This window comes from Komagataeibacter europaeus (assembly GCF_002173515.1).
In the GTDB taxonomy this organism is placed as follows: domain Bacteria; phylum Pseudomonadota; class Alphaproteobacteria; order Acetobacterales; family Acetobacteraceae; genus Komagataeibacter; species Komagataeibacter europaeus.
The window spans coordinates 1,385,889-1,403,533 of the sequence record NZ_CP021467.1 but is presented as its reverse complement, the minus strand read 5'-3'; the positions used below and the strand labels follow the sequence as shown (position 1 = coordinate 1,403,533).

The following is a 17,645-nucleotide window of genomic DNA, read 5'->3' as shown; positions in this document are numbered from 1 at the left end:
CCCTTCACCCTAAACCACCCCGACATGCTGCAGCCCGTGGATCAGCCGGTTCAGCGGCTGGCTCACGACCGGCGCCATGGGAATGGTGGGGGACGGCAGCAGGGTGGGCGACAGGATCCTGGCGCTCAGCGCCGTGCACAGCTGTGCGGCCTGCACGTATTCATAGGCACCGGCCTGGGCGCGCAGTTGCGCCAGCCCCAGCAGGGCCATGTCGATGCGCGACAGGGCATCCAGCCCCGTCGTGGCATCGTTCCGTTTTCCAGTTTCCTCCATACGCTCCTTCATCCCGTTGCTGCATCCGGCCTCGACAACCGGAATTCTGCAACAGGAGTTGTCCAATGGCGTGGAGTAATTCGTCCAAGCGCGTGGAGCATTTTGTCCGAGGGGCACAAATGACAGCCGAAATCGCAGTCAATGAGTTCGCCAGTATCGTCACGGAAGCCGTGAAGGCCCGCAAGGAAGCGCGCGGGCTGAAGGCGGCCATCCACGATACCGCGCGGCTTCTTGGCCTGACGGAACGGCGGGTCCGCGCTTGTATCTATCGCGAAATCAGGAGCGTCACCGCAGGCGAATGGCTGCGCGTGCGCGCCCGGTTCGCGGCCCACCTGGAGGCCGAACAGCGACGACATATCGCTGAGGCCGAACTGCTAAGCGCACGTCTCGATGCGCTCAAGAAAGAGGCTGCATGATCTGGGAATGGTTTTGCCTGAAGATGGCTGCCCGCTGGCGGTCCATCTGTCACATCAACATTCACAATGCCGAAATTGCCAAATGGCGGGCCGACCTGTGGCATCGGCGGTCGCGCCGATGAAGGGCCACGCACACCCCGCCATCACCCCCAATGAAGTTTCCCGGGCGGTCAACACGTCCCGGGCCCAGCGCGGAACACACGCATGAACGTCATCCCCATGCCCCAGCGGGGCCATAACAGCCGCCAGTTTCCCGAAGATCCCGTCATGCGCGACATGCTCATGCAGGGCGGCCACAAGGCCGATCTGGCCCGCATGTTCATGGCGCGGCAGGAACTGTTCAACGCCTTCATGGCCGCAGTGCGATCGAATCCCGATCTGGCGATGATGCGGGATGAGGCTGACATGACCGGCAAGGTGCTCGGTTATTTCTGTGATTTTGCGGAGGATGAACGATGAGCCGGGTTACCCGCAAAAAGCGTTATGAGTGGTCCAAGTTCTGGTGGAAGGACTGGCAGAATGACCTCGCCCTGAAGTCCTGTTCATACGCCGCACGTGGTCTGTGGATGGAGATGCTGGCCATCATGCACGCTGCAGATCGCATCGGTTTTTTCGAGATTTCTGGCAAGAAAGTCAGCGCGAAACAGCTTGCGGGACTGACGAACGGAAGCGATCGGGAAGTCAGGAAACTGCTTGCCGAACTGGAAGAAAACGGGGTGTTCAGCGTCGATGAAGAGGGCTTTATTTTCTCCCGCCGCATGGTACGGGACAAGGAAAACTCTGACATTTCGGCTGAACACGGGCGCAAGGGGGGTAATCCCGCACTGGTCCACAATGATGCCGAAAACGACAGGGAGGGGGTTAACCCCCCGGTTAAGGGTCAGGATAAGCCAAGGGATAAACTCAAGAAGCTAGAAGCTAGAAATACCCCTATAGTCCCCTTGCAAGGGGACGAGTTTTTCGACAACGCTGAACAGCCATCCGACCCCAAACCCAAAACCCGCCGTGCCAGCAGCGCTGCGCCAGACGAGGCGGCGTTCGAGCAGTTCTGGGCAGCCTATCCGCGGAAAGTGGGCAAGCCCAAGGCGCGACGGGCATTCGCCAAGGCCCTTGGCAGGACCGGCCTCGAAACGCTGCTGGCTGCCGTCGCCGCAACGCCGTGGTCTGCCGATCCAACCTACATCCCCCATCCCGCAACCTGGCTCAACAACGAGCGCTGGGCTGATGAGGGCGTGCTTCCCGAACCGGCGGCGGATGAGGTGAAATACGACAGGGCAGCATACGACGACGCAGCCCGGCGGTGGGCAAAAAACGGCTTCGAGGGTCTGTCACCTCGCCTGGAGCATTTCCCGCTGAAGGAAGCGGCCCATGGCTGAGGTCCTGCATTTCGAGCCGAAGGTGCAGGAAGTCCCGGCCAACGCCATGGCCGAAGCCTGCGTGATCGGGTCGATCCTGCTCAACAACGCGGCCTACGATAGCGTGGCGGACGTGGTGAAGCCGGAGCATTTCTACCACACCGACATGACCGAGATGTTCCGGCTGGTGCAGGGCGAAATCACGGCCGGCAGGCAGGTCTCGCCCGTCACCATCGCGCCACAGATCCGGTCAAGTGAATACCTTGGGGCCGAGTGGCTGGCCAAGCATCTGCCCGGCATCATTTCGGCCGCTGATGTGCGCATGGCACGGGAGGCGGCCCGATCGGTCGCTGCCTGCTGGGTGAAGCGATCGATCCAGACCTATGCCGATGAAATGCGGGCACGGGCCGCCAACTCCGAGGCGGCGGCCGATGACATCCTGACCGAGGCGCTGGAGCATCTGGAAGCCCTGTCCAACGGCACTGACGCCAGTAGGCCGACCGTCACGGCATTCGCCGCCGGGCAGGCGCTGATGGAGAAACGAACAGCCACTGGCAGGCGGGGCAGTTCCTGTCCGGGCTGGATACCGGCTTTGCGGAACTGAACAACCGGATCCGCGGCTTCCGGCCAGGCGCCATGTATGTCGTGGCCGCACGGCCCGGCATTGGCAAATCCGGGCTTGCGCTGTCGCTGGCGGTTCGGATGGCCCAACTGAACGGGCGGGGTCTTTTCTGGTCAGGCGAAATGTCGGCCGAGGAACTGATGGGCCGTGTTATCGCGGCCAGGGTCCGCATGCCGCTGGACATGGTGCTGACCGGCATGAACGACCGGGCAGGACAGCCGGAGCGGATCAGCAAGCACGATATGGGCCGGATGGTCGAGGCGTCCATGGCGCTGAAGGAAATCCCGCTTTCGATTGACGATCGGGAAGGGATCACAGTGCCCCAACTGCTGGCCCGTGCGCGGCAGTTGAAGCGTTCGAAGCCGGGTCTGAAGTTTGTCGTGGTGGATTACATGGGGCTGCTGCGCGGTTCTACGGTGGCGCGTCGTTCAGGTAACCGCACACTGGAGATGACCGAGATCAGCGGGGATCTGGCCCGCATGGCGCGGGAACTCAAGGTCCCTGTCATCGCCCTGTCGCAGCTTAACCGCCAGTCCGAGAACCGGGAAGACAGGCGACCCGTGCTGTCCGACCTGCGCGATTCTGGCGCGATTGAACAGGATGCCCGGTGCGTCATGGCCCTCTACCGCGAGGAACACGTCCTGCAGACACGGATGGGCACGGATGGACAACCAGTGCGCAATACGAACGAGACGGATGCGGTATACGAGAAACGCCGGATGGCGTTCCTTGACGCGCTCGATCGTTCCCGCGGGAAGGCTGAGATCATCGTGCTGAAAAACCGGGGTGGCCGGACAGGTATCGTGGACATGTTGTTCGATGGCCCGACAACGTGGTTCCGCGATGTGAGCGCGGGTGAGCGATCAGATGCCTGGTAATGCAAAGATGACCAAAAATCATATTGCCTGATAGCAGACAGCCTGGGGCAAGAGAGAACCAAGGGCGGTTCCAGAAGGGGACCAGAAACCCGGCCAGTCATGAGGAGGTTGGAGAGGTGATAGGTGAAGTATAAAATGCATATAATATGAATATTTAAAAAATAATGAATATTATATTCAATCAATATGGCACTATACGATATTTCTATTCATAAAATCCGCACCAAATTTGTTGACTATGAATTTTGGTATATGGAAAATTATGGACCGGCATGGAGATTGCAAATGGTCTGTGAAACAGTTTTCCCTAATGGTCATATCCCTTTCCATCTGAATAAAAATGAATGCCTTGATCCATCGGCTATCCTTCTGGCCATTGACGTTTGCAGTAAAAGCAATAAATTTGCAGTCGATGTTATTTATGCCTTGTTGTCTCAAGTAGATGACCTGAACGATAAAATACGTTTATTGTCGCAGGAAAAACAACGATACCAGTCGCCTGCATGTGGGCAGCCTTCAGATAGCAACGTCGGGTAGCGTTCCTGATTTAGGACTGATTATTGCTGGCACTCTGATTTTGCGAGATCAGAAACGAGGCGGGAAGAAAACGGTACCAACCCCTGTATTCATATAATAGAATCAGCCTGCAGAAGTTTATCCTTGGCGCCCTGTTGAATGAATGAGCGGAACAATACAGGCAGCCACTTCCAGATATTGTTCGGAGCACAGGCATGTCAGTAATGCAGGACGAGATTTATCGGGTCGGCAAGCTGTCGCTCGACATCGGTCGGCATGTGCTGTCGGGTCCGCGTGGTGAAGTGCTGCTGGCGCCAGTGCCGTTCCGTATCATGGAAAAGCTGATGCGGCGGGAAGGGGTGATCCAATCGCAGGATGCGATAACTCAGGCCATCTGGTCTGATCCGGATGATGAGCCGGACGATCCGGGGCGCGTGATCCGCGAGAAAATCAGCAAGTTGCGTGGCCTGATCTGTCTGATCGGAACGGATGGACGTGGACGCGTGGAAATCCGCAATGAGCGGGAATGTGGGTATTACGTTTCAGTGAGGAAGCAGGGATGAGGCGCAGCGTTACCAACAGCGAGAACGACGCATACGAGAAAATGGTGGCCGGGCTGCGCCATGCCGAGGAGGCGGCGGCGGAACTGGCCATGCACCGTAGCGACCCGATGTTCATGCAGATTGCCACCAATGTGGGGAAGATGCGCGAGCGGATCATCAGGGTCGGGCATATGGCTGCGGTCAAGCGTGTGGGGATGGGGTGATGGCGATTGTCAGCAGGTCGTTCGAGATCGGAAAAAATGGCCGTTATGCTTATGTCTGGCGTGTATTGGGCATTCCTGTCCTGTCGCTTGAGGGGTGAAGTCTGATGCGTGGTCGCGGGACACATCGGACAGGTCAAACGCGCGCGTTTGTCGAGGCTCTGCGGAATACGGGCAACGTGTCGGAAGCCTGCCGACTGTCAGGCATCGGTCGGACAACGGCCTATCAGATGCGCGAAACCGATCCGGCCTTTGCCGCCGAATGGGACGAGGCGATGCAGATCGCCATGGACAGCCTGGAACTGGAGGCATGGCGCCGCGGCCGCGATGGCTACGACGAGTATGTCACATGCAAGGATGGCCTGGTTTACGATAAGGATGGCAAACCGGTCCTGCAGCGCCGCTACAGTGACAGCCTGCTGACCACGCTGCTCAAGGCGCACAGGCCGGAGAAATACCGCGACCGCTCGACCGTGGACATGAATGTCAGCACGGACATTGCCGCACTGATTGATGAAGGACGCAAGCGGGCGCGTGGCGGCTGATATTGAAGCGCTGCTGGCGGAAGAAATCGCCAGCTACAGCCTCGACCCGCTGGACTTCGTACTGTTCGCATTCCCGTGGGGCAAGGCGGGTACGGACCTTGCCAGTGCGTCGGGCCCGCGCACATGGCAGCGCGAGATCCTGCAATCTGTGGGCGACCGCCTGAAAGAGGGATATGCGCCCGAACATGTCCTGATGCCGGTCCTGCAGGCGGTCAGTTCGGGCCACGGCATCGGCAAATCCGCGCTGGTGTCCATGCTGATCGCGTGGGCGCTGTGCACATGTCCAGACACCAAGGTCGTAGTGACGGCCAACACCGAGCCGCAGTTGCGCACCAAGACCTTCCCCGAAATCAGCAAATGGTTCCGGCTGCTGATCTGCTCGCACTGGTTCAAGGTGCACGGCATGTCGATCCATTCCACGCTGCCAGGGCACGACAAGACGTGGCGGGCGGATGCGGTCACGTGGTCCGAGACAAACCTTGAAGCCTTCGCCGGCCTGCACAATGTGGGGCGCCGGATCCTGCTGATCTTCGATGAGGCATCGGGCATCATCGACCGCGTGTGGGAAGTGGCCGAAGGCGCGCTGACTGATGAAGGCACCGAAATCATCTGGTGCGCGTTCGGAAATCCCACGCAGCCAGTTGGCCGGTTCTTCGAATGCTTCAACAAGCAGCGCCACCGCTGGCATGGCAGGCAGATCGACAGCCGGACGGTCGAGGGCACGAACAAGCGGCTGTTCGAGGAATGGGCAACGGCCTATGGCGAGGACAGCGACTTCATGCGCGTGCGTGTGCGTGGCCTATTCCCGCGGGCCGGGTCCATGCAGTTCATCGGCACGGATGCCATTGAGGCGGCGGCCCGGCGTGATGTGGCGGCCATCCTGTCCGATGCGCTGGTCATCGGCGTGGACGTGGCGCGGTATGGTGATGACCAGTCGGTGATCTTTTTCCGCAAGGGCCGCGATGGCAGGCTGATCCCGCCGATCAAGCTGCGCAATGTGGACACGATGCAGCTTGCCGCACGTGTGGCGGATGAAGCGGCCCGGTATGGCGCGGATGCGGTGTTTGTCGATGGTGGTGGTGTCGGTGCAGGCGTGGTTGACCGGTGCAGGCAGTTGCGCGTGCGCGGCCTGATGGAAGTGCAGTTTGGCGGCAAATCCGACCGGGTGAATTACGATATCCAGTCCGAAAGCTACGCCAACAAGCGCGCCGAGATGTGGGGCACCATGCGCGCGTGGCTGCAGACCGGTGGCATACCGGATGACGAGGAACTGCGCACCGACCTTGCCGGGCCGTGGTATTTCTTCAACCCGCGCAACGAGATCATCCTCGAGCGCAAGGAAGACATGAAAAAGCGCGGTCTGGCATCGCCTGACGTGGGGGATGCGCTGGCGATCACCTTTGCTTATCCCGTGGCGCCATCGCAATTTTCCGGTAGTCCTGCCGGTCCTGTTGGCCAGCAGGTGCAGGGCGATTACGACCCATACGCCTGACGCCACACGGTACTAACAAACGGCCCGCACAGGGCTGTCATGGGCATTTTCAAATCTCCGAAGGTGGTAACCCCGACGCCTGCGCCGATGGCGGGCCAGACGGTGAACAATACCGTGCAGGGGTTGCAGAACTCGACCACGCAGGCCGCGCGCATGGCGGGCGGCATGGGATCAACCATGCTGACCGGCCCATCCGGCCTGAGCCAGACCGCGACAAACGCACCCAAGACACTGCTGGGTGGCTGACATGGCGCGTGCCGCACCCGCTGACGACACCAGTCCCGAACAGAAAACCCGCGATGAGGTGGACCGTCTGATCGTTCTCATGCGCATGGACCGGTCATCGTGGCGGGAAACATGGCGCGAGATCACATGGTATATCATGCCCACGCGGGGGCGGTATAACAACCTGCTGCCCAACCAGGGATCACGCGGCCTGCCAAAGGGCACGCAGATCGTGGATCGCACGGCCACCAAGTGCGTGGGCGATCTGGCAGCGTTCCTGATGGCGGGCATCACCAGCCCGGCGCGCGACTGGTTCCAGCTTTCCACCAACAATGACCAGTTGAATGATGATCCGGACGTAAAGCAGTGGCTGGCCACCGTGCAGAAGCGGCTGCAGCGCGTGTTCGCCACCGGCAAGTTCTACAATGCCATGGCCCAGCTTTACGAGGAAATCGCAGGCTTCGGTACGGGCGCGGTCATCATCCAGCAGGATTACGAGGACGTGGTGCGGTTCTACCCGCTAACGGCCGGCGAATACTTCATCATGCAGAACGAGCGGATGGAGATCGACACGCTGGTGCGCGAGTATGTGCAGAACGTCCGGCAGGTGGTCAGCAAGTTCGGGTATGACAACTGCTCGCCCATCGTGCAGGGCTTGTATGACAGCCGTCAGCTTACGCGCGAAATCCCCGTGGTGCATGCCATCATGCCAAATCTGGACCGCGTGCCCGGCGCGATCGGCTGGCGTGGCGCACCCTACATCGGTGTGTATTACGAATACGGCAACCCCAGCGTGCCGGTGCTGCGTGTCGAGGGCTATCCCGAAAAGCCGTTCATCTGCCCGCGCTGGCATGCCGTGTCCAACGATGCATACGGGCACGGGCCTGCTGAGGATGCGCTTGGCGATGTGAAATCGCTGCAGCTTGCCCAGCTTCGATGTGCTGAGGTGGTGGACAAGTTCGCACGTCCCCCGATGCAGGCCGATGCCGCAATGCAGAACGGGCTGGTCAGCCTGATCCCCAACGGCATCAACTTCATTCCCGGCCTGAATACCATGGGCAATGGCGCTGGCCTGCGACCGGTGTACCAGACCAGCCCCAACATTGCGCCACTGGTCGAGCGCATACAGGCGTTTCAGGAAGCCATCCGCGTCACATTGAAGAATGACCTGATCCTGATGGTCAGCCAGATGGATCAGGCGCAGCCGCCCACGGCGGCCGAAATCAATGTGCGCCAGCAGGAAAAGCTGCTGGCCCTCGGTCCGGTGCTGGAGCGTTTCCACAACGAGGCCCTGAACCCGATCATCAACGTGACCCTTGGCATCATGGAGCGTGGTGGCCTACTGCCCGTGCGCCCGCAGCAGATGGGCACCGGTCCGCTCAAGGTCAATTACATCTCGGTGCTGGCGCAGGCCCAGCGCGCGACCGAGACCACAGGCATCGAACAGTTCGTGCGCTTCTGCGGCGGGCTGGTCAGCGTAGACCAGAGCGTGATGGACAACGTGGATCTGGATCAGGCGGTAGACATCTACGGCAACCTACTCAGCATCAACCAGGCGATCATGCGTGACCCGCAGGCCGTGGCCCAGATGCGTCAGCAGCGCGAATACGCCCAGCAGCAGCAGGCCGCAGCCGAACAGGCCCAGCAGATGGCGGCAGGTGCGAAGAACCTGTCCGACACGGACGTGGGCGGTGGCCAGAACGCATTGCAGGCGATCATATCCGGCATCGGGGGAGGGGGCTGATGTATGACCCACACGATCCCGAACAGGTTCGCGAACGGCGCACGCGGCGCAAGGCCCGGGCCGCGACTGACCAGCTTGACCTTGCATGGGTGGCGTCCGACCCGCGCGGCCGGCGTGTTCTGCTGCGCATCCTGAACGAGACGCAGTTTATGGGCGGCTCATTCGTGCCGGGCGACGCGATGGCAACGGCATTTCGCGAAGGCCAGCGCGATATCGGCATCAAGCTGCACACGGTACTAACAAACGCAGGTGAAGGCATCCTGAGCAAGATCCTCATGGAGAGCCTGAACGCGGATGAGTGATGAACCCACAAGCGCTGCTGCGCCTGCTGATGCCCCTGCTGGTGGCAGCGCAACCGATACCATTCTGGGTGGCGGCGCGGAAAGTACGACGACCGAGGCGCAGCCTCCTGCCGGCGCAGCGGCGACCGAAGGTGCAGCCCCGAACAGTGAGGGCGCGCCGGAAAGCGGCGAACAGGAAAAGCCGCCTGAAAAGCATGCTGTCCCGGAAAAATACGAATTCACGCCGCCCGAGGGTTTCAGCGTCGATGAAAAGGCGATGGGCGACTACGAGGCCGCAGCACGTGAAGCCGGGCTGACGCAGGAGCAGTTCAGCGCCATCACGCAGCATGGCCTGCAGTTCGTCCAGCAGCAGCTTGAACAGGCCGGTCAGGCCCAGCACGAACAGGCGATGAAGTGGCGGCAGGAAGTCCTGTCCGACCGCACGCTGTCCGATGGCACCGGCCTGAACCCGGAAGCCAAGGCAGCGGCCGATCGCGTGATCCAGTCCTATGGCGGCAAGGATCTCGTGCAGGCGCTGGCCGAGACGGGCGCGGGCAACAACCCCACCGTCATCCGCGCATTCGTGCAGATCGGCAAGGCGATGGGCCTGGCCGAACCGCCTGACAAGGGAAAGCCCGCGCCGGAAAAGCGCAGCGGCAGCAGTTTTGATGACATTGCCCAGCGCCTTTACGGCCAGTCGGCAAAAGCAGGAGCATAACCGGTGGCAACCATTTCCAGCACCACCTGCCTGACGCTGGCCGACTGGGCCGCGCGGCGCGAGGACGGCGAGATCGCGGATATCGTGAACCTGCTGTCCCAGACCAACGAAATCCTTGATGATATGCTGTGGAAGATGGGCAACCTCGCCACCGGCAACAAGACGACCGTGCGCACCGGCCTGCCAGCCGCCACATGGCGCATGCTCAACTACGGTGTGCCGCGCGCCAAGAGCACGACCGCGCAGATCACCGATAGCTGCGGCATGCTGGAAACCTATTCGCTGGTGGACAAGGACCTGGCGAACCTTGAGGGCGATGTGGCCGCCTTCCGCCTGTCCGAGGACATGGCCTTCATCGAGGGCATGAACCAGCAGATGGCGGGCACGCTGTTCTATGGCACCGAGCAGAGCGACCTGCCAGCCTTCACCGGGCTTGCGCCGCGCTACAGCACGGTGGACGCGACCAAGGCCGCCAACGCCGTCAACGTGATCGACGCGGGCGGCCGGGGCACCAGCAACACGTCCATGTGGCTGACCTGCTGGGGTCCGACCACCGCGTTCGGCATCTTCCCCAAGGGACGCATTGCCGGGCTGCAGCGCAATGACGTGACGACCGATGCGCCGGTTCTGGACGCCAACGGCAACCCGTATCAGGCGTACCAGTCCCACTACAAATGGGATTGTGGCCTGACCGTGCGTGACTGGCGTTACGTGGTCCGCATCGCCAACATCGACGTGGACAGCCTGACGGGCGACAGCGCGGCCAACCTGATTTCCATGCTGGTTGCCGCCGTGCACAAGATCCCCACCATGCCGCGCGGGGTGACCAACGTGCAGACGGCCACGCAGGCGACTGGCGGCCAGCCGCTGTCGTGGGGCCGTCCGGCCATCTACGTCAACCGCACGCTTGGCACGGCGCTGGACCTGCAGGCGCTCAACAAGACCAACGTGCTGCTGCAGATGCTGGAATGGGACGGCAAGCCGGTCACGGCCTTCCGTGGCATCCCCATCCGCACCTGCGACCAGATCCTGAACACCGAAGAAACGGTCCAGTAAGGAAACCGCCCAGATGATTATTGATGGACTGCTGCTGTTCAGCAACGCGCAGGATCTGACCGCTCTTGCGGCAGGTGTTGCCACGCCCTCGACCAACATTATCGACTTCTCGCAGAACCGCGATTTCGGCCCGACCGGACCGTTCAAGGTGTTTGCCGAATGCGGCACGCTGCCGCTGGCGGACAGCGCCGGGGCAACTGCCACCGCGACCGAGGCCGCGGGGGCCGTGACGGCGGTCACGGTGTCGTCCGGCGGTTCCGGCTATGCCACGGCGCCGGCCGTCACCATTTCCGGCGGCGGGGGCGCAGGGGCCGAAGCCACCGCGACCGTGGAAAACGGCGTTATTACCGGCATCACGGTTACGGCGGGCGGCGCGGGATACACGTCCGCACCCACGGTCACGATTGCAGCACCCGCCGATCCCACGATGGACGTGGCCGTGCAGATTTCGCAGGACGGGTCCAGCTGGGACACGCTTGAGGAGTTCCCCGGCATCGACCTGGCGGCACTGAGCCAGCGCACGCCGTTCCTTGTTCGCGCCAAGCCCGCGTTCTCCAACACGCTGTACCGCTACATGCGCCTGACCTACAATCCGTCCGTGGCGCTTGACGCCGGTACGGTCACGGCCGGCATCAATCTGGATGTTCCCGCGAACGTCCCGTATCCGCGCAACTACGTGGCGTGAGGCACATCATGGCGAAATACAAGGTTCTCACCCGTAGCTACATCGGCGGCAAGGTCGAGGAGCCGGGGGCCATCATCCAGTATGATGGCAACCCCAGTTCCAACCTGGAACCGCTGGATGCCGCTGCCGAAAAGAAGATGGCGGAATACCAGAAGCAGGTCGGCCAGCGCATCAGCGCGTCCGACCCGCGCTTCATCTCCGCGATGATCGAAAAGCAGGGCCAGTAAGGCGCGGCCTGTGACCACGCAGATCGACCTGTGCAACGCGGCACTGTTGCGGGCGGGAACGCGCAGCACGATCACGTCCTTGGCGGATGGATCGGCTGAGGCAACCGCCTGCGGTGCGTTCTGGCAGATGTGCCTTGATACGCTGTTCTCGGCCTATCAGTGGCGCTTCTGTCGCGTCACGGCCACCGGCACCGGTGCGGCCAGCACGGACCCGCAATGGCAATTCGAGTTCCAGCGGCCAGCCGACTGCGTGACGGTGCACAAGGTGCTGCCCGCGACAGCGCCGCGCCATCCCCCCATGGACCGCGAAGCACAGCATGCGTTGTTCCGCACCGGGATGCCGTTTGGCGAGGGCGTGGGGACGGCCGGCACGGACACGACCGGACCCGTCATCCGCACCAACCATGCCAGCGTACAGGTGCAGTACGTCTCCAATGCCCAGCCGATCGACAACTGGCGGCAGCAGTTCCGCGAGGCATTCACCTGGGCACTGGCGGCCGAGATTGCCATTGCCGTAACCGGCAGTGGCGAGATCGCAGCCCAGATGCGCAGCATGGCATCGCAGGCATTGCAGCAGGCCATGCAGGCCGATCAGGTGCTGGAACAGCAGAATACCGATTACGTGCCCGACTGGATCAGGGTACGCGGCATGCCCGCGCTGCGCGATGAATGGCGCCCGATCCGGTCAGTGAACGAGACATTTCCCGGCGGCTTCGTTGTCGGGGATGCCGCCGCAAACAGCCCGGTCCCGGCGCACCTGACGCCTGCGGACACACTGAATGGCGTCCCGAATACGGGTTTGCGCCGTGAAGCCATCGCCAACCGTGACAGCCAGTATATCGCAGCCAGCACACCAGACAGCCGTATCGGCGTCCTTACCATCGGGGTGAGCCCGGTCGGCTGGCGCAGGCCATACCATCGAGACATCACCCTCGGCGCACAGCCGGGCGACGGAGAGGTTGAGGCATGAGCTTCCCATTCGGCAGCAGTTCCTTCCCCAGATGGAACGTGAACTATATCCCAAGCCGGGTTGAATGGCAGTCGTGGTGGTCCCGCAAGGCCGATGAAGACAGTGTTAACGACACTTTCCTCGCCCTTGCACAGAAGATAACTGCAGAGACGGATCGGGCCATAGACGCTGAGCAGTCTAATGTAACCGCGATTAATGATGAAACCGCGCGCGCTAAAGACGTCGAAGGTAACCTTCTGTCACGTATAGACCTGATCCCTGTCGTGCAGGACAAAGGTGCAGAAGCAGGCGCGACAGAGGGCAACGACGTCGCGCTGGCAGCCTGCATAGCCGCCGGGGGCATATGGTATGTTCCGGCGGGGACGTACCCAATAACCAGCAACGCGCCGCTGCTCAACGCGCAGATGTTCACTGGCCCCGGTATTTTTAACATAGACGGATGGCTTATCCCGGCTGGCGATATCCACGGCTATGTCAACATCCCCGTTCCTTCTGTGCTGCCGACGATCCAGTCCGCCATTGACTGGTGCCAGCACAAGGTATGCAGGGACACCAACGCGTTCATATCCATCAACGTCGCGGACGGGACGTACTCGCTGACCACGATCGAGCCTCGACTCCCGCAAGGCGGCGTGCGCGTGCAGATCATCGGCAACACGACGACGCCCGCGAACTGCGTCCTGAACTTCGACAACACGAACAACCAGAATGGTTTTGTGTTCAAGAACGGGTCAAACGGGTGGCTGATTAATGGCTTCACGATTAACGGCGTCGGCGGGTGGGTGTCGCACGGGGTCTGGAACGACCAGTGTTACGGCAGCGCGATCACGTCGGGGGAAGGTTCGTCCATCATGGTCGGCCCTGCGCTTGTCATCAATAAGTATTATTACGGGATAAAAGCCAATAATAACGCCGTGGTGTATTGCCAGCCGGGCGTTCAGGTGTCCGAGGCAGGGGACTGCTGCTATCACGCGTACGGGTCGTCCGCCATATACATGAACAATTGCGAAGCCTTTAATGCCGCACACACCGCGCAGGGATTGGGCGGCGGCATTGTGGCGGAAGGTGCATCCTTCATCGATGCGTCTTTTTCCTCGGCACAGGGCTGCGCGGTGGCCGGGTTCCTTGCACTGAACGGTTCGGGCATGTGGGCGCACTCCTGCACCGCGACACAGAACGGCACGGGGTTCTCCGCGTCTGAGGGATCCATGATGGAGTGCAACAGCCAAAGCCCGAACGCGCAGACAAACTCGTTCAGCAACACAGGTGACGGCTATCGTGCTGAAAACGGCAGCACGATGAATTGTAACCGTTGCCTGGGCGATACCAATGGCGGCAACGGGTATTACGCCATCGGCGGATCGCTCATAGATATCACCGCGGCGGACGCTTCAGGTAACACGGCAGACGGCTTTTCAGCCTACCTTAACTCGTGCATGCGCGGCATGAGCATCAATTCCTACAACAACGGCGGCAACGGCCTTCACGCCAATACGAACAGTTCCATCTATACGGGTGATTCCGCCACAATCAACAGCAACAAGGGATGGGGGTATTATGCTACGCTCCTATCATCCGTAACCATTACAGGAACGAATTGGGGGGCTTCCGGAAACGTGGCAGGCCAGATGAGTCCTTCGCCCGCCGGGACGGCCGGTAACAGTTCTTCGTATGTGACCACGCCGGACAGCGCGGCAAGTTGATGGCAACGCGCGGAAATGGGCCTGACGGTCCTGAAATCGGCATATCCTATCGACCGGCATTCGCAGCAGGCATAATCTCGCCCATGCTGCGTTTCCGCTCGGATATGGAAAAGTGGCAGACCGGCGCCTGCCAGTTGACCAATTTCTTCGTGCACGTGCAGGGAGGGGCGAGCAACCGGGCCGGCACGCAGTATATCGGCGCGGTGAAGGATGCAGCGAACCTGCCGCGTCTGGTGCCCTTCGTTTACAACAACACTCAGTCCTATGTGCTGGAGATGGGGAATGAATATATCCGCTTCATCTCCAACGGCGCATACCTGACCAACGCCGATGGCAGCGTGTATGAGGTTGCAACACCCTATGCTGTGGCGGACGTGTGGGGCATCCGATGGGTGCAGTCGGCAGATGTGCTGACCGTTTCCCATCCATCCTACCCGCTCTATAACCTGTCGCGCAGTGGTGAGACCGACTGGGCGCTGGAAGAGGTTTCGTTCGCCGCTGGCATCGATGCGCCTGCCACGGTCAGCGCGACCGCTACCAAAGGCAACGCAGGCAATACCGGCACGACGCCGGGCATATCATCCGCGACCTATGATTATGTGGTTACAGCGGTTTCCATCGCGCTAAACAGCGAAAGCAATGTGTCAGCGGTTGCGACCGTAAAAAATTACAATATCGGCTATTACACCCAATACGGGAGCTACAATACCGTCAACTGGTCCGAGGTGTCGGGCGCGGATTACTATAACATTTACCGCAAATATGCCGGGTCATATGGCCTGATCGGATCCACGACCGACCTGACGTTTGACGATACCGATTATGAACCCGATACAGCAATCGGACCGCCCACACATGAAGACCCGTTTAGTGGCGGAAACAATCCGTCCTGCGTGTCCTATTTCCAGCAACGCCGGGTATTTGGCGGATCAACGGCTGACCCGCAGACCATCTGGATGACGCGATCGGGCAACTACACCAACATGGACGTTGCCAACCCGGTCAAGGATGACGATGCCATTACGGCTACCATCGCGTCCCAGCAGGTCAACCAGATCAAGCATATCGTGCCGATGGCGGATCTGATTATCTTCACTGCTGGCAGCGTGTGGAAGGTCAGTGGAGGCGATGCGGGTAAGGCCATAACGCCAGAGGATGTAACGGTCACGCCGCAGATGTTCGTGGGCGCCGCCGATACCTTGCCACTTCCGATTGATCAGGACGTGCTGTTTGTCGAAAGCAAGGGCAGTCATGTCCGCGACCTGCAGTATGACTATTATGCCGCCGTCTATAACGGCACGGACCTGTCAGTTCTGGCCGATCATCTGTTCTATGGCTATACCATCAATGACTGGCGGTTCGCGCAGTTCCCGTTCAACATCGTCTGGGCCGTGCGCTCAGATGGCACGCTGCTGGGCCTGACCTACCTGAAGGAACAGCAGATCTGGGTCTGGCACCAGCACACTACGACAAACGGCAAATTCACCGCCGTCACGGTCGTGCCGGAAGAAACCGAGAACGGTGTTGTCGAGGACACCGCCTATTTCGTGGTTGAACGCACGATCAACGGGCAGACGGTCGCTTACGTCGAACGCCTGCACACGCGCCAGCTTGGCACGGCCAACAGTGATATTACGAAGGCGTGGTTCGTGGATGCCGGGCTGCAATACACCGGAGCGCCGACCAGCACGGTCTCGGGCCTGAGCCATCTGGAAGGGCAGACGGTTTCCGCCTGCATCGATGGCAAGGGCTATACCGGCCTGACCGTCACGAACGGCGCGGCCACTCTGCCGGTGGCGGGCAGCACGGTCACGGTAGGCCTGCCGATCGCAGCCCACCTACAATCCCTGCCGTTGGACCTTGGCCAGCCCCCACAGTTCAGCCGCCGCAAGCGGGTGAGCAAGATCTACACCATGCTTTACAATACGGCGGGGATCGAAGTCTCGACCGATGATGGCGCCCGCACGCGCCCGGTCGGGAGTGCTGCCACGTCCGGTACGCTGTCATCAGATGTGCAGTTCGTCATCCCGGCGGCCAACTGGGACCAGTATGGCAAGGTGGACGTGTTCCAGCATTACCCGCTGCCTTGCACCGTGACCGGTCTGGATGTGGATGTCGAGGTGGGGAATTGATCATCATCCGTGCTGCCGTGCCAGATGATGCCGACCTGATTGCCCCCATCCTGCGCCCGGCGGACCGGCTAGAAATTGCGCGCACGTCCCCGCTGCCTGTGGCCATGTCCATCCGCCACAGCATCGCGCATTCCACCGTGGCGGCGATTATGCTGGATGATGGCAATCCTCTGGGCGTGTTCGGGCTGGTCGAGCCGGTCCTGATGGACCAGTCCATCGGCTGTCCATGGATGATCGGTACCATCCACCTTGCCCGACATCGCAAGCTGTTCCTGCGCGAGACCCGGCGCTGGGTGCAGGAATGGCGGCGCACTCACACCGTACTAACAAACCGGGTCGATGCGGAGTATTCGCAGGCCATCCGCTGGCTGCGCTGGCTTGGGTTTACCATCCATGATCCGGAACCCGTCGGCGTTGGTGGCGCGCTGTTCTGCCGTGCGGAAATGAGGGGATAGCATGGGTGTCGCATCGGCGGCGATGGGGGCCGGTGGCTCCCTTCTTGGAGGTGTTGGTTCCATTCTCGGCGGCATATCCGAAGCCAGTCAGGACAAATACGAAGCCCGCATTGCCCAGCAGAACGCCAACATGGCCGGACGTGATGCCGATGTCGCGCTGGACCAGGGCGATGTCGCGGCCCAGCGTGCGTATCAGCAGGGCGCGCAGCAGCTTGGCGCACAGCGCGCGCAGATGGCAGCCAATGGCGTAACCCTGAATGGCGGCTCCGCGCTGGACGTGCAGAACGCTACAGCCATGACTACGGGCCAGAACGTGGCTGGCATTCAGTATAATGCGAATGCCCGCGCGGTCGATTACCGCAATCAGGTGGTCAATTTCGACAATGAAGCAGCGGCGGACAAAAAGGCCGCGAGCAGCGCCATATTTGGCGGCGCGATGGGCGCGGCCGGAAGCCTGATCGGTGGGGCCAGCCAGTTTGCCGACAAGTGGGATGACATGAAGGACAGTGGCGCGCTTGAGGGTAGCGGTGAGGATGCCGACACGTCCAACGCGTTCGCTGGGTCCGGCGTCAACATTTCCGGGTGGTAA

The 17,645-nt window shown here is 61.1% G+C and carries 23 protein-coding genes; 22 read left to right on the top strand and 1 reads right to left on the bottom strand.

Annotation, left to right across the window (positions count from 1 at the left end; genetic code table 11):
- Nucleotides 1-9 precede the first annotated feature (9 nt).
- On the bottom strand, nucleotides 10-285 hold the full coding sequence (locus S101446_RS06450) for a hypothetical protein (protein WP_053323273.1): 276 nt from the start codon (nucleotides 283-285) through the stop codon (nucleotides 10-12).
- Between the two features lie 107 nt (nucleotides 286-392).
- Between S101446_RS06450 and S101446_RS06445 the strand changes: the two genes are divergently transcribed.
- The 22 genes from S101446_RS06445 to S101446_RS06345 all read left to right on the top strand — a co-directional run bounded on the left by S101446_RS06445 (nucleotide 393) and on the right by S101446_RS06345 (nucleotide 17,645).
- Entirely contained in the window at nucleotides 393-689 is a 297-nt protein-coding gene (locus S101446_RS06445) for a hypothetical protein (protein ID WP_087607945.1), read from the top strand.
- Nucleotides 690-893: 204 nt separating this feature from the next.
- Complete coding sequence (locus S101446_RS06440; protein WP_157684833.1) at nucleotides 894-1,148, top strand: hypothetical protein; 255 nt, start codon at nucleotides 894-896, stop codon at nucleotides 1,146-1,148.
- Nucleotides 1,145-2,065, top strand: a complete 921-nt coding sequence (locus tag S101446_RS06435; RefSeq protein WP_087607943.1) for a hypothetical protein — start codon at nucleotides 1,145-1,147, stop codon at nucleotides 2,063-2,065. Before S101446_RS06440 ends, S101446_RS06435 begins: the two co-directional genes overlap by 4 nt.
- Nucleotides 2,058-2,648 carry a DnaB-like helicase N-terminal domain-containing protein gene (locus tag S101446_RS06430; RefSeq protein ID WP_087607942.1) on the top strand — a complete coding sequence of 197 codons (591 nt, stop codon included), beginning with the start codon at nucleotides 2,058-2,060 and terminating at the stop codon, nucleotides 2,646-2,648. Before S101446_RS06435 ends, S101446_RS06430 begins: the two co-directional genes overlap by 8 nt.
- Complete coding sequence (locus S101446_RS06425) at nucleotides 2,555-3,544, top strand: replicative DNA helicase (protein ID WP_087607941.1); 990 nt, start codon at nucleotides 2,555-2,557, stop codon at nucleotides 3,542-3,544. Before S101446_RS06430 ends, S101446_RS06425 begins: the two co-directional genes overlap by 94 nt.
- A 186-nt stretch (nucleotides 3,545-3,730) precedes the next feature.
- The gene (locus S101446_RS17685) at nucleotides 3,731-4,081 is read left to right on the top strand and encodes a hypothetical protein (RefSeq protein ID WP_157684832.1); all 351 of its coding nucleotides are present in this window, start codon (nucleotides 3,731-3,733) and stop codon (nucleotides 4,079-4,081) included.
- A 203-nt stretch (nucleotides 4,082-4,284) separates the two neighbouring features.
- Nucleotides 4,285-4,623 (top strand): winged helix-turn-helix domain-containing protein, encoded by a 339-nt coding sequence (locus S101446_RS06420; RefSeq protein WP_053323278.1) that lies wholly within the window; start codon nucleotides 4,285-4,287, stop codon nucleotides 4,621-4,623.
- Nucleotides 4,620-4,826 (top strand): hypothetical protein, encoded by a 207-nt coding sequence (locus S101446_RS06415; protein ID WP_053323279.1) that lies wholly within the window; start codon nucleotides 4,620-4,622, stop codon nucleotides 4,824-4,826. Before S101446_RS06420 ends, S101446_RS06415 begins: the two co-directional genes overlap by 4 nt.
- A 227-nt stretch (nucleotides 4,827-5,053) precedes the next feature.
- Nucleotides 5,054-5,368, top strand: coding sequence for a hypothetical protein (locus S101446_RS06410; protein WP_087607940.1), 315 nt, complete (start codon nucleotides 5,054-5,056; stop codon nucleotides 5,366-5,368).
- Nucleotides 5,358-6,860: a terminase gene (locus S101446_RS06405; RefSeq protein WP_244184559.1), complete on the top strand. Its 1,503-nt coding sequence runs from the start codon at nucleotides 5,358-5,360 to the stop codon at nucleotides 6,858-6,860. Before S101446_RS06410 ends, S101446_RS06405 begins: the two co-directional genes overlap by 11 nt.
- Before the next feature lie 39 nt (nucleotides 6,861-6,899).
- The gene (locus S101446_RS06400) at nucleotides 6,900-7,106 is read left to right on the top strand and encodes a hypothetical protein (RefSeq protein WP_053323282.1); all 207 of its coding nucleotides are present in this window, start codon (nucleotides 6,900-6,902) and stop codon (nucleotides 7,104-7,106) included.
- A gap of 1 nt (nucleotide 7,107) precedes the next feature.
- Nucleotides 7,108-8,829 carry a portal protein gene (locus S101446_RS06395; protein ID WP_087607938.1) on the top strand — a complete coding sequence of 574 codons (1,722 nt, stop codon included), beginning with the start codon at nucleotides 7,108-7,110 and terminating at the stop codon, nucleotides 8,827-8,829.
- Nucleotides 8,829-9,131, top strand: coding sequence for a Bbp19 family protein (locus S101446_RS06390; RefSeq protein ID WP_087607937.1), 303 nt, complete (start codon nucleotides 8,829-8,831; stop codon nucleotides 9,129-9,131). The genes S101446_RS06395 and S101446_RS06390 overlap by 1 nt, the downstream gene beginning before the upstream one ends.
- Nucleotides 9,124-9,828, top strand: coding sequence for a hypothetical protein (locus S101446_RS06385; RefSeq protein WP_087607936.1), 705 nt, complete (start codon nucleotides 9,124-9,126; stop codon nucleotides 9,826-9,828). Before S101446_RS06390 ends, S101446_RS06385 begins: the two co-directional genes overlap by 8 nt.
- Nucleotides 9,829-9,831: 3 nt before the next feature.
- Nucleotides 9,832-10,884 (top strand): major capsid protein, encoded by a 1,053-nt coding sequence (locus S101446_RS06380; RefSeq protein ID WP_244184558.1) that lies wholly within the window; start codon nucleotides 9,832-9,834, stop codon nucleotides 10,882-10,884.
- Between the two features lie 13 nt (nucleotides 10,885-10,897).
- The gene (locus tag S101446_RS06375) at nucleotides 10,898-11,569 is read left to right on the top strand and encodes a hypothetical protein (RefSeq protein WP_087607935.1); all 672 of its coding nucleotides are present in this window, start codon (nucleotides 10,898-10,900) and stop codon (nucleotides 11,567-11,569) included.
- Between the two features lie 8 nt (nucleotides 11,570-11,577).
- On the top strand, nucleotides 11,578-11,796 hold the full coding sequence (locus tag S101446_RS06370) for a hypothetical protein (protein ID WP_087607934.1): 219 nt from the start codon (nucleotides 11,578-11,580) through the stop codon (nucleotides 11,794-11,796).
- Between the two features lie 10 nt (nucleotides 11,797-11,806).
- Complete coding sequence (locus S101446_RS06365; RefSeq protein WP_087607933.1) at nucleotides 11,807-12,766, top strand: hypothetical protein; 960 nt, start codon at nucleotides 11,807-11,809, stop codon at nucleotides 12,764-12,766.
- Nucleotides 12,763-14,469, top strand: a complete 1,707-nt coding sequence (locus tag S101446_RS06360) for a hypothetical protein (protein ID WP_087607932.1) — start codon at nucleotides 12,763-12,765, stop codon at nucleotides 14,467-14,469. The genes S101446_RS06365 and S101446_RS06360 overlap by 4 nt, the downstream gene beginning before the upstream one ends.
- 83 nt (nucleotides 14,470-14,552) lie before the next feature.
- A complete protein-coding gene (locus tag S101446_RS06355; protein WP_157684830.1) occupies nucleotides 14,553-16,601 on the top strand; it encodes a hypothetical protein in 2,049 nt (682 codons plus the stop codon).
- Nucleotides 16,598-17,056, top strand: coding sequence for a hypothetical protein (locus tag S101446_RS06350; RefSeq protein ID WP_087607930.1), 459 nt, complete (start codon nucleotides 16,598-16,600; stop codon nucleotides 17,054-17,056). The genes S101446_RS06355 and S101446_RS06350 overlap by 4 nt, the downstream gene beginning before the upstream one ends.
- A gap of 1 nt (nucleotide 17,057) precedes the next feature.
- Entirely contained in the window at nucleotides 17,058-17,645 is a 588-nt protein-coding gene (locus tag S101446_RS06345) for a hypothetical protein (RefSeq protein ID WP_087607929.1), read from the top strand.

Coding starts and splice junctions, on each gene's coding strand:
- S101446_RS06450 (WP_053323273.1), bottom strand. CDS start 285: ATGAAGGAGCGTATGGAGGAAACTGGAAAACGGAACGATGCCACGACG.
- S101446_RS06445 (WP_087607945.1), top strand. CDS start 393: ATGACAGCCGAAATCGCAGTCAATGAGTTCGCCAGTATCGTCACGGAA.
- S101446_RS06440 (WP_157684833.1), top strand. CDS start 894: ATGAACGTCATCCCCATGCCCCAGCGGGGCCATAACAGCCGCCAGTTT.
- S101446_RS06435 (WP_087607943.1), top strand. CDS start 1,145: ATGAGCCGGGTTACCCGCAAAAAGCGTTATGAGTGGTCCAAGTTCTGG.
- S101446_RS06430 (WP_087607942.1), top strand. CDS start 2,058: ATGGCTGAGGTCCTGCATTTCGAGCCGAAGGTGCAGGAAGTCCCGGCC.
- S101446_RS17685 (WP_157684832.1), top strand. CDS start 3,731: ATGGCACTATACGATATTTCTATTCATAAAATCCGCACCAAATTTGTT.
- S101446_RS06420 (WP_053323278.1), top strand. CDS start 4,285: ATGCAGGACGAGATTTATCGGGTCGGCAAGCTGTCGCTCGACATCGGT.
- S101446_RS06415 (WP_053323279.1), top strand. CDS start 4,620: ATGAGGCGCAGCGTTACCAACAGCGAGAACGACGCATACGAGAAAATG.
- S101446_RS06410 (WP_087607940.1), top strand. CDS start 5,054: ATGCGCGAAACCGATCCGGCCTTTGCCGCCGAATGGGACGAGGCGATG.
- S101446_RS06400 (WP_053323282.1), top strand. CDS start 6,900: ATGGGCATTTTCAAATCTCCGAAGGTGGTAACCCCGACGCCTGCGCCG.
- S101446_RS06395 (WP_087607938.1), top strand. CDS start 7,108: ATGGCGCGTGCCGCACCCGCTGACGACACCAGTCCCGAACAGAAAACC.
- S101446_RS06390 (WP_087607937.1), top strand. CDS start 8,829: ATGTATGACCCACACGATCCCGAACAGGTTCGCGAACGGCGCACGCGG.
- S101446_RS06385 (WP_087607936.1), top strand. CDS start 9,124: ATGAGTGATGAACCCACAAGCGCTGCTGCGCCTGCTGATGCCCCTGCT.
- S101446_RS06375 (WP_087607935.1), top strand. CDS start 10,898: ATGATTATTGATGGACTGCTGCTGTTCAGCAACGCGCAGGATCTGACC.
- S101446_RS06370 (WP_087607934.1), top strand. CDS start 11,578: ATGGCGAAATACAAGGTTCTCACCCGTAGCTACATCGGCGGCAAGGTC.
- S101446_RS06360 (WP_087607932.1), top strand. CDS start 12,763: ATGAGCTTCCCATTCGGCAGCAGTTCCTTCCCCAGATGGAACGTGAAC.
- S101446_RS06355 (WP_157684830.1), top strand. CDS start 14,553: ATGCTGCGTTTCCGCTCGGATATGGAAAAGTGGCAGACCGGCGCCTGC.
- S101446_RS06345 (WP_087607929.1), top strand. CDS start 17,058: ATGGGTGTCGCATCGGCGGCGATGGGGGCCGGTGGCTCCCTTCTTGGA.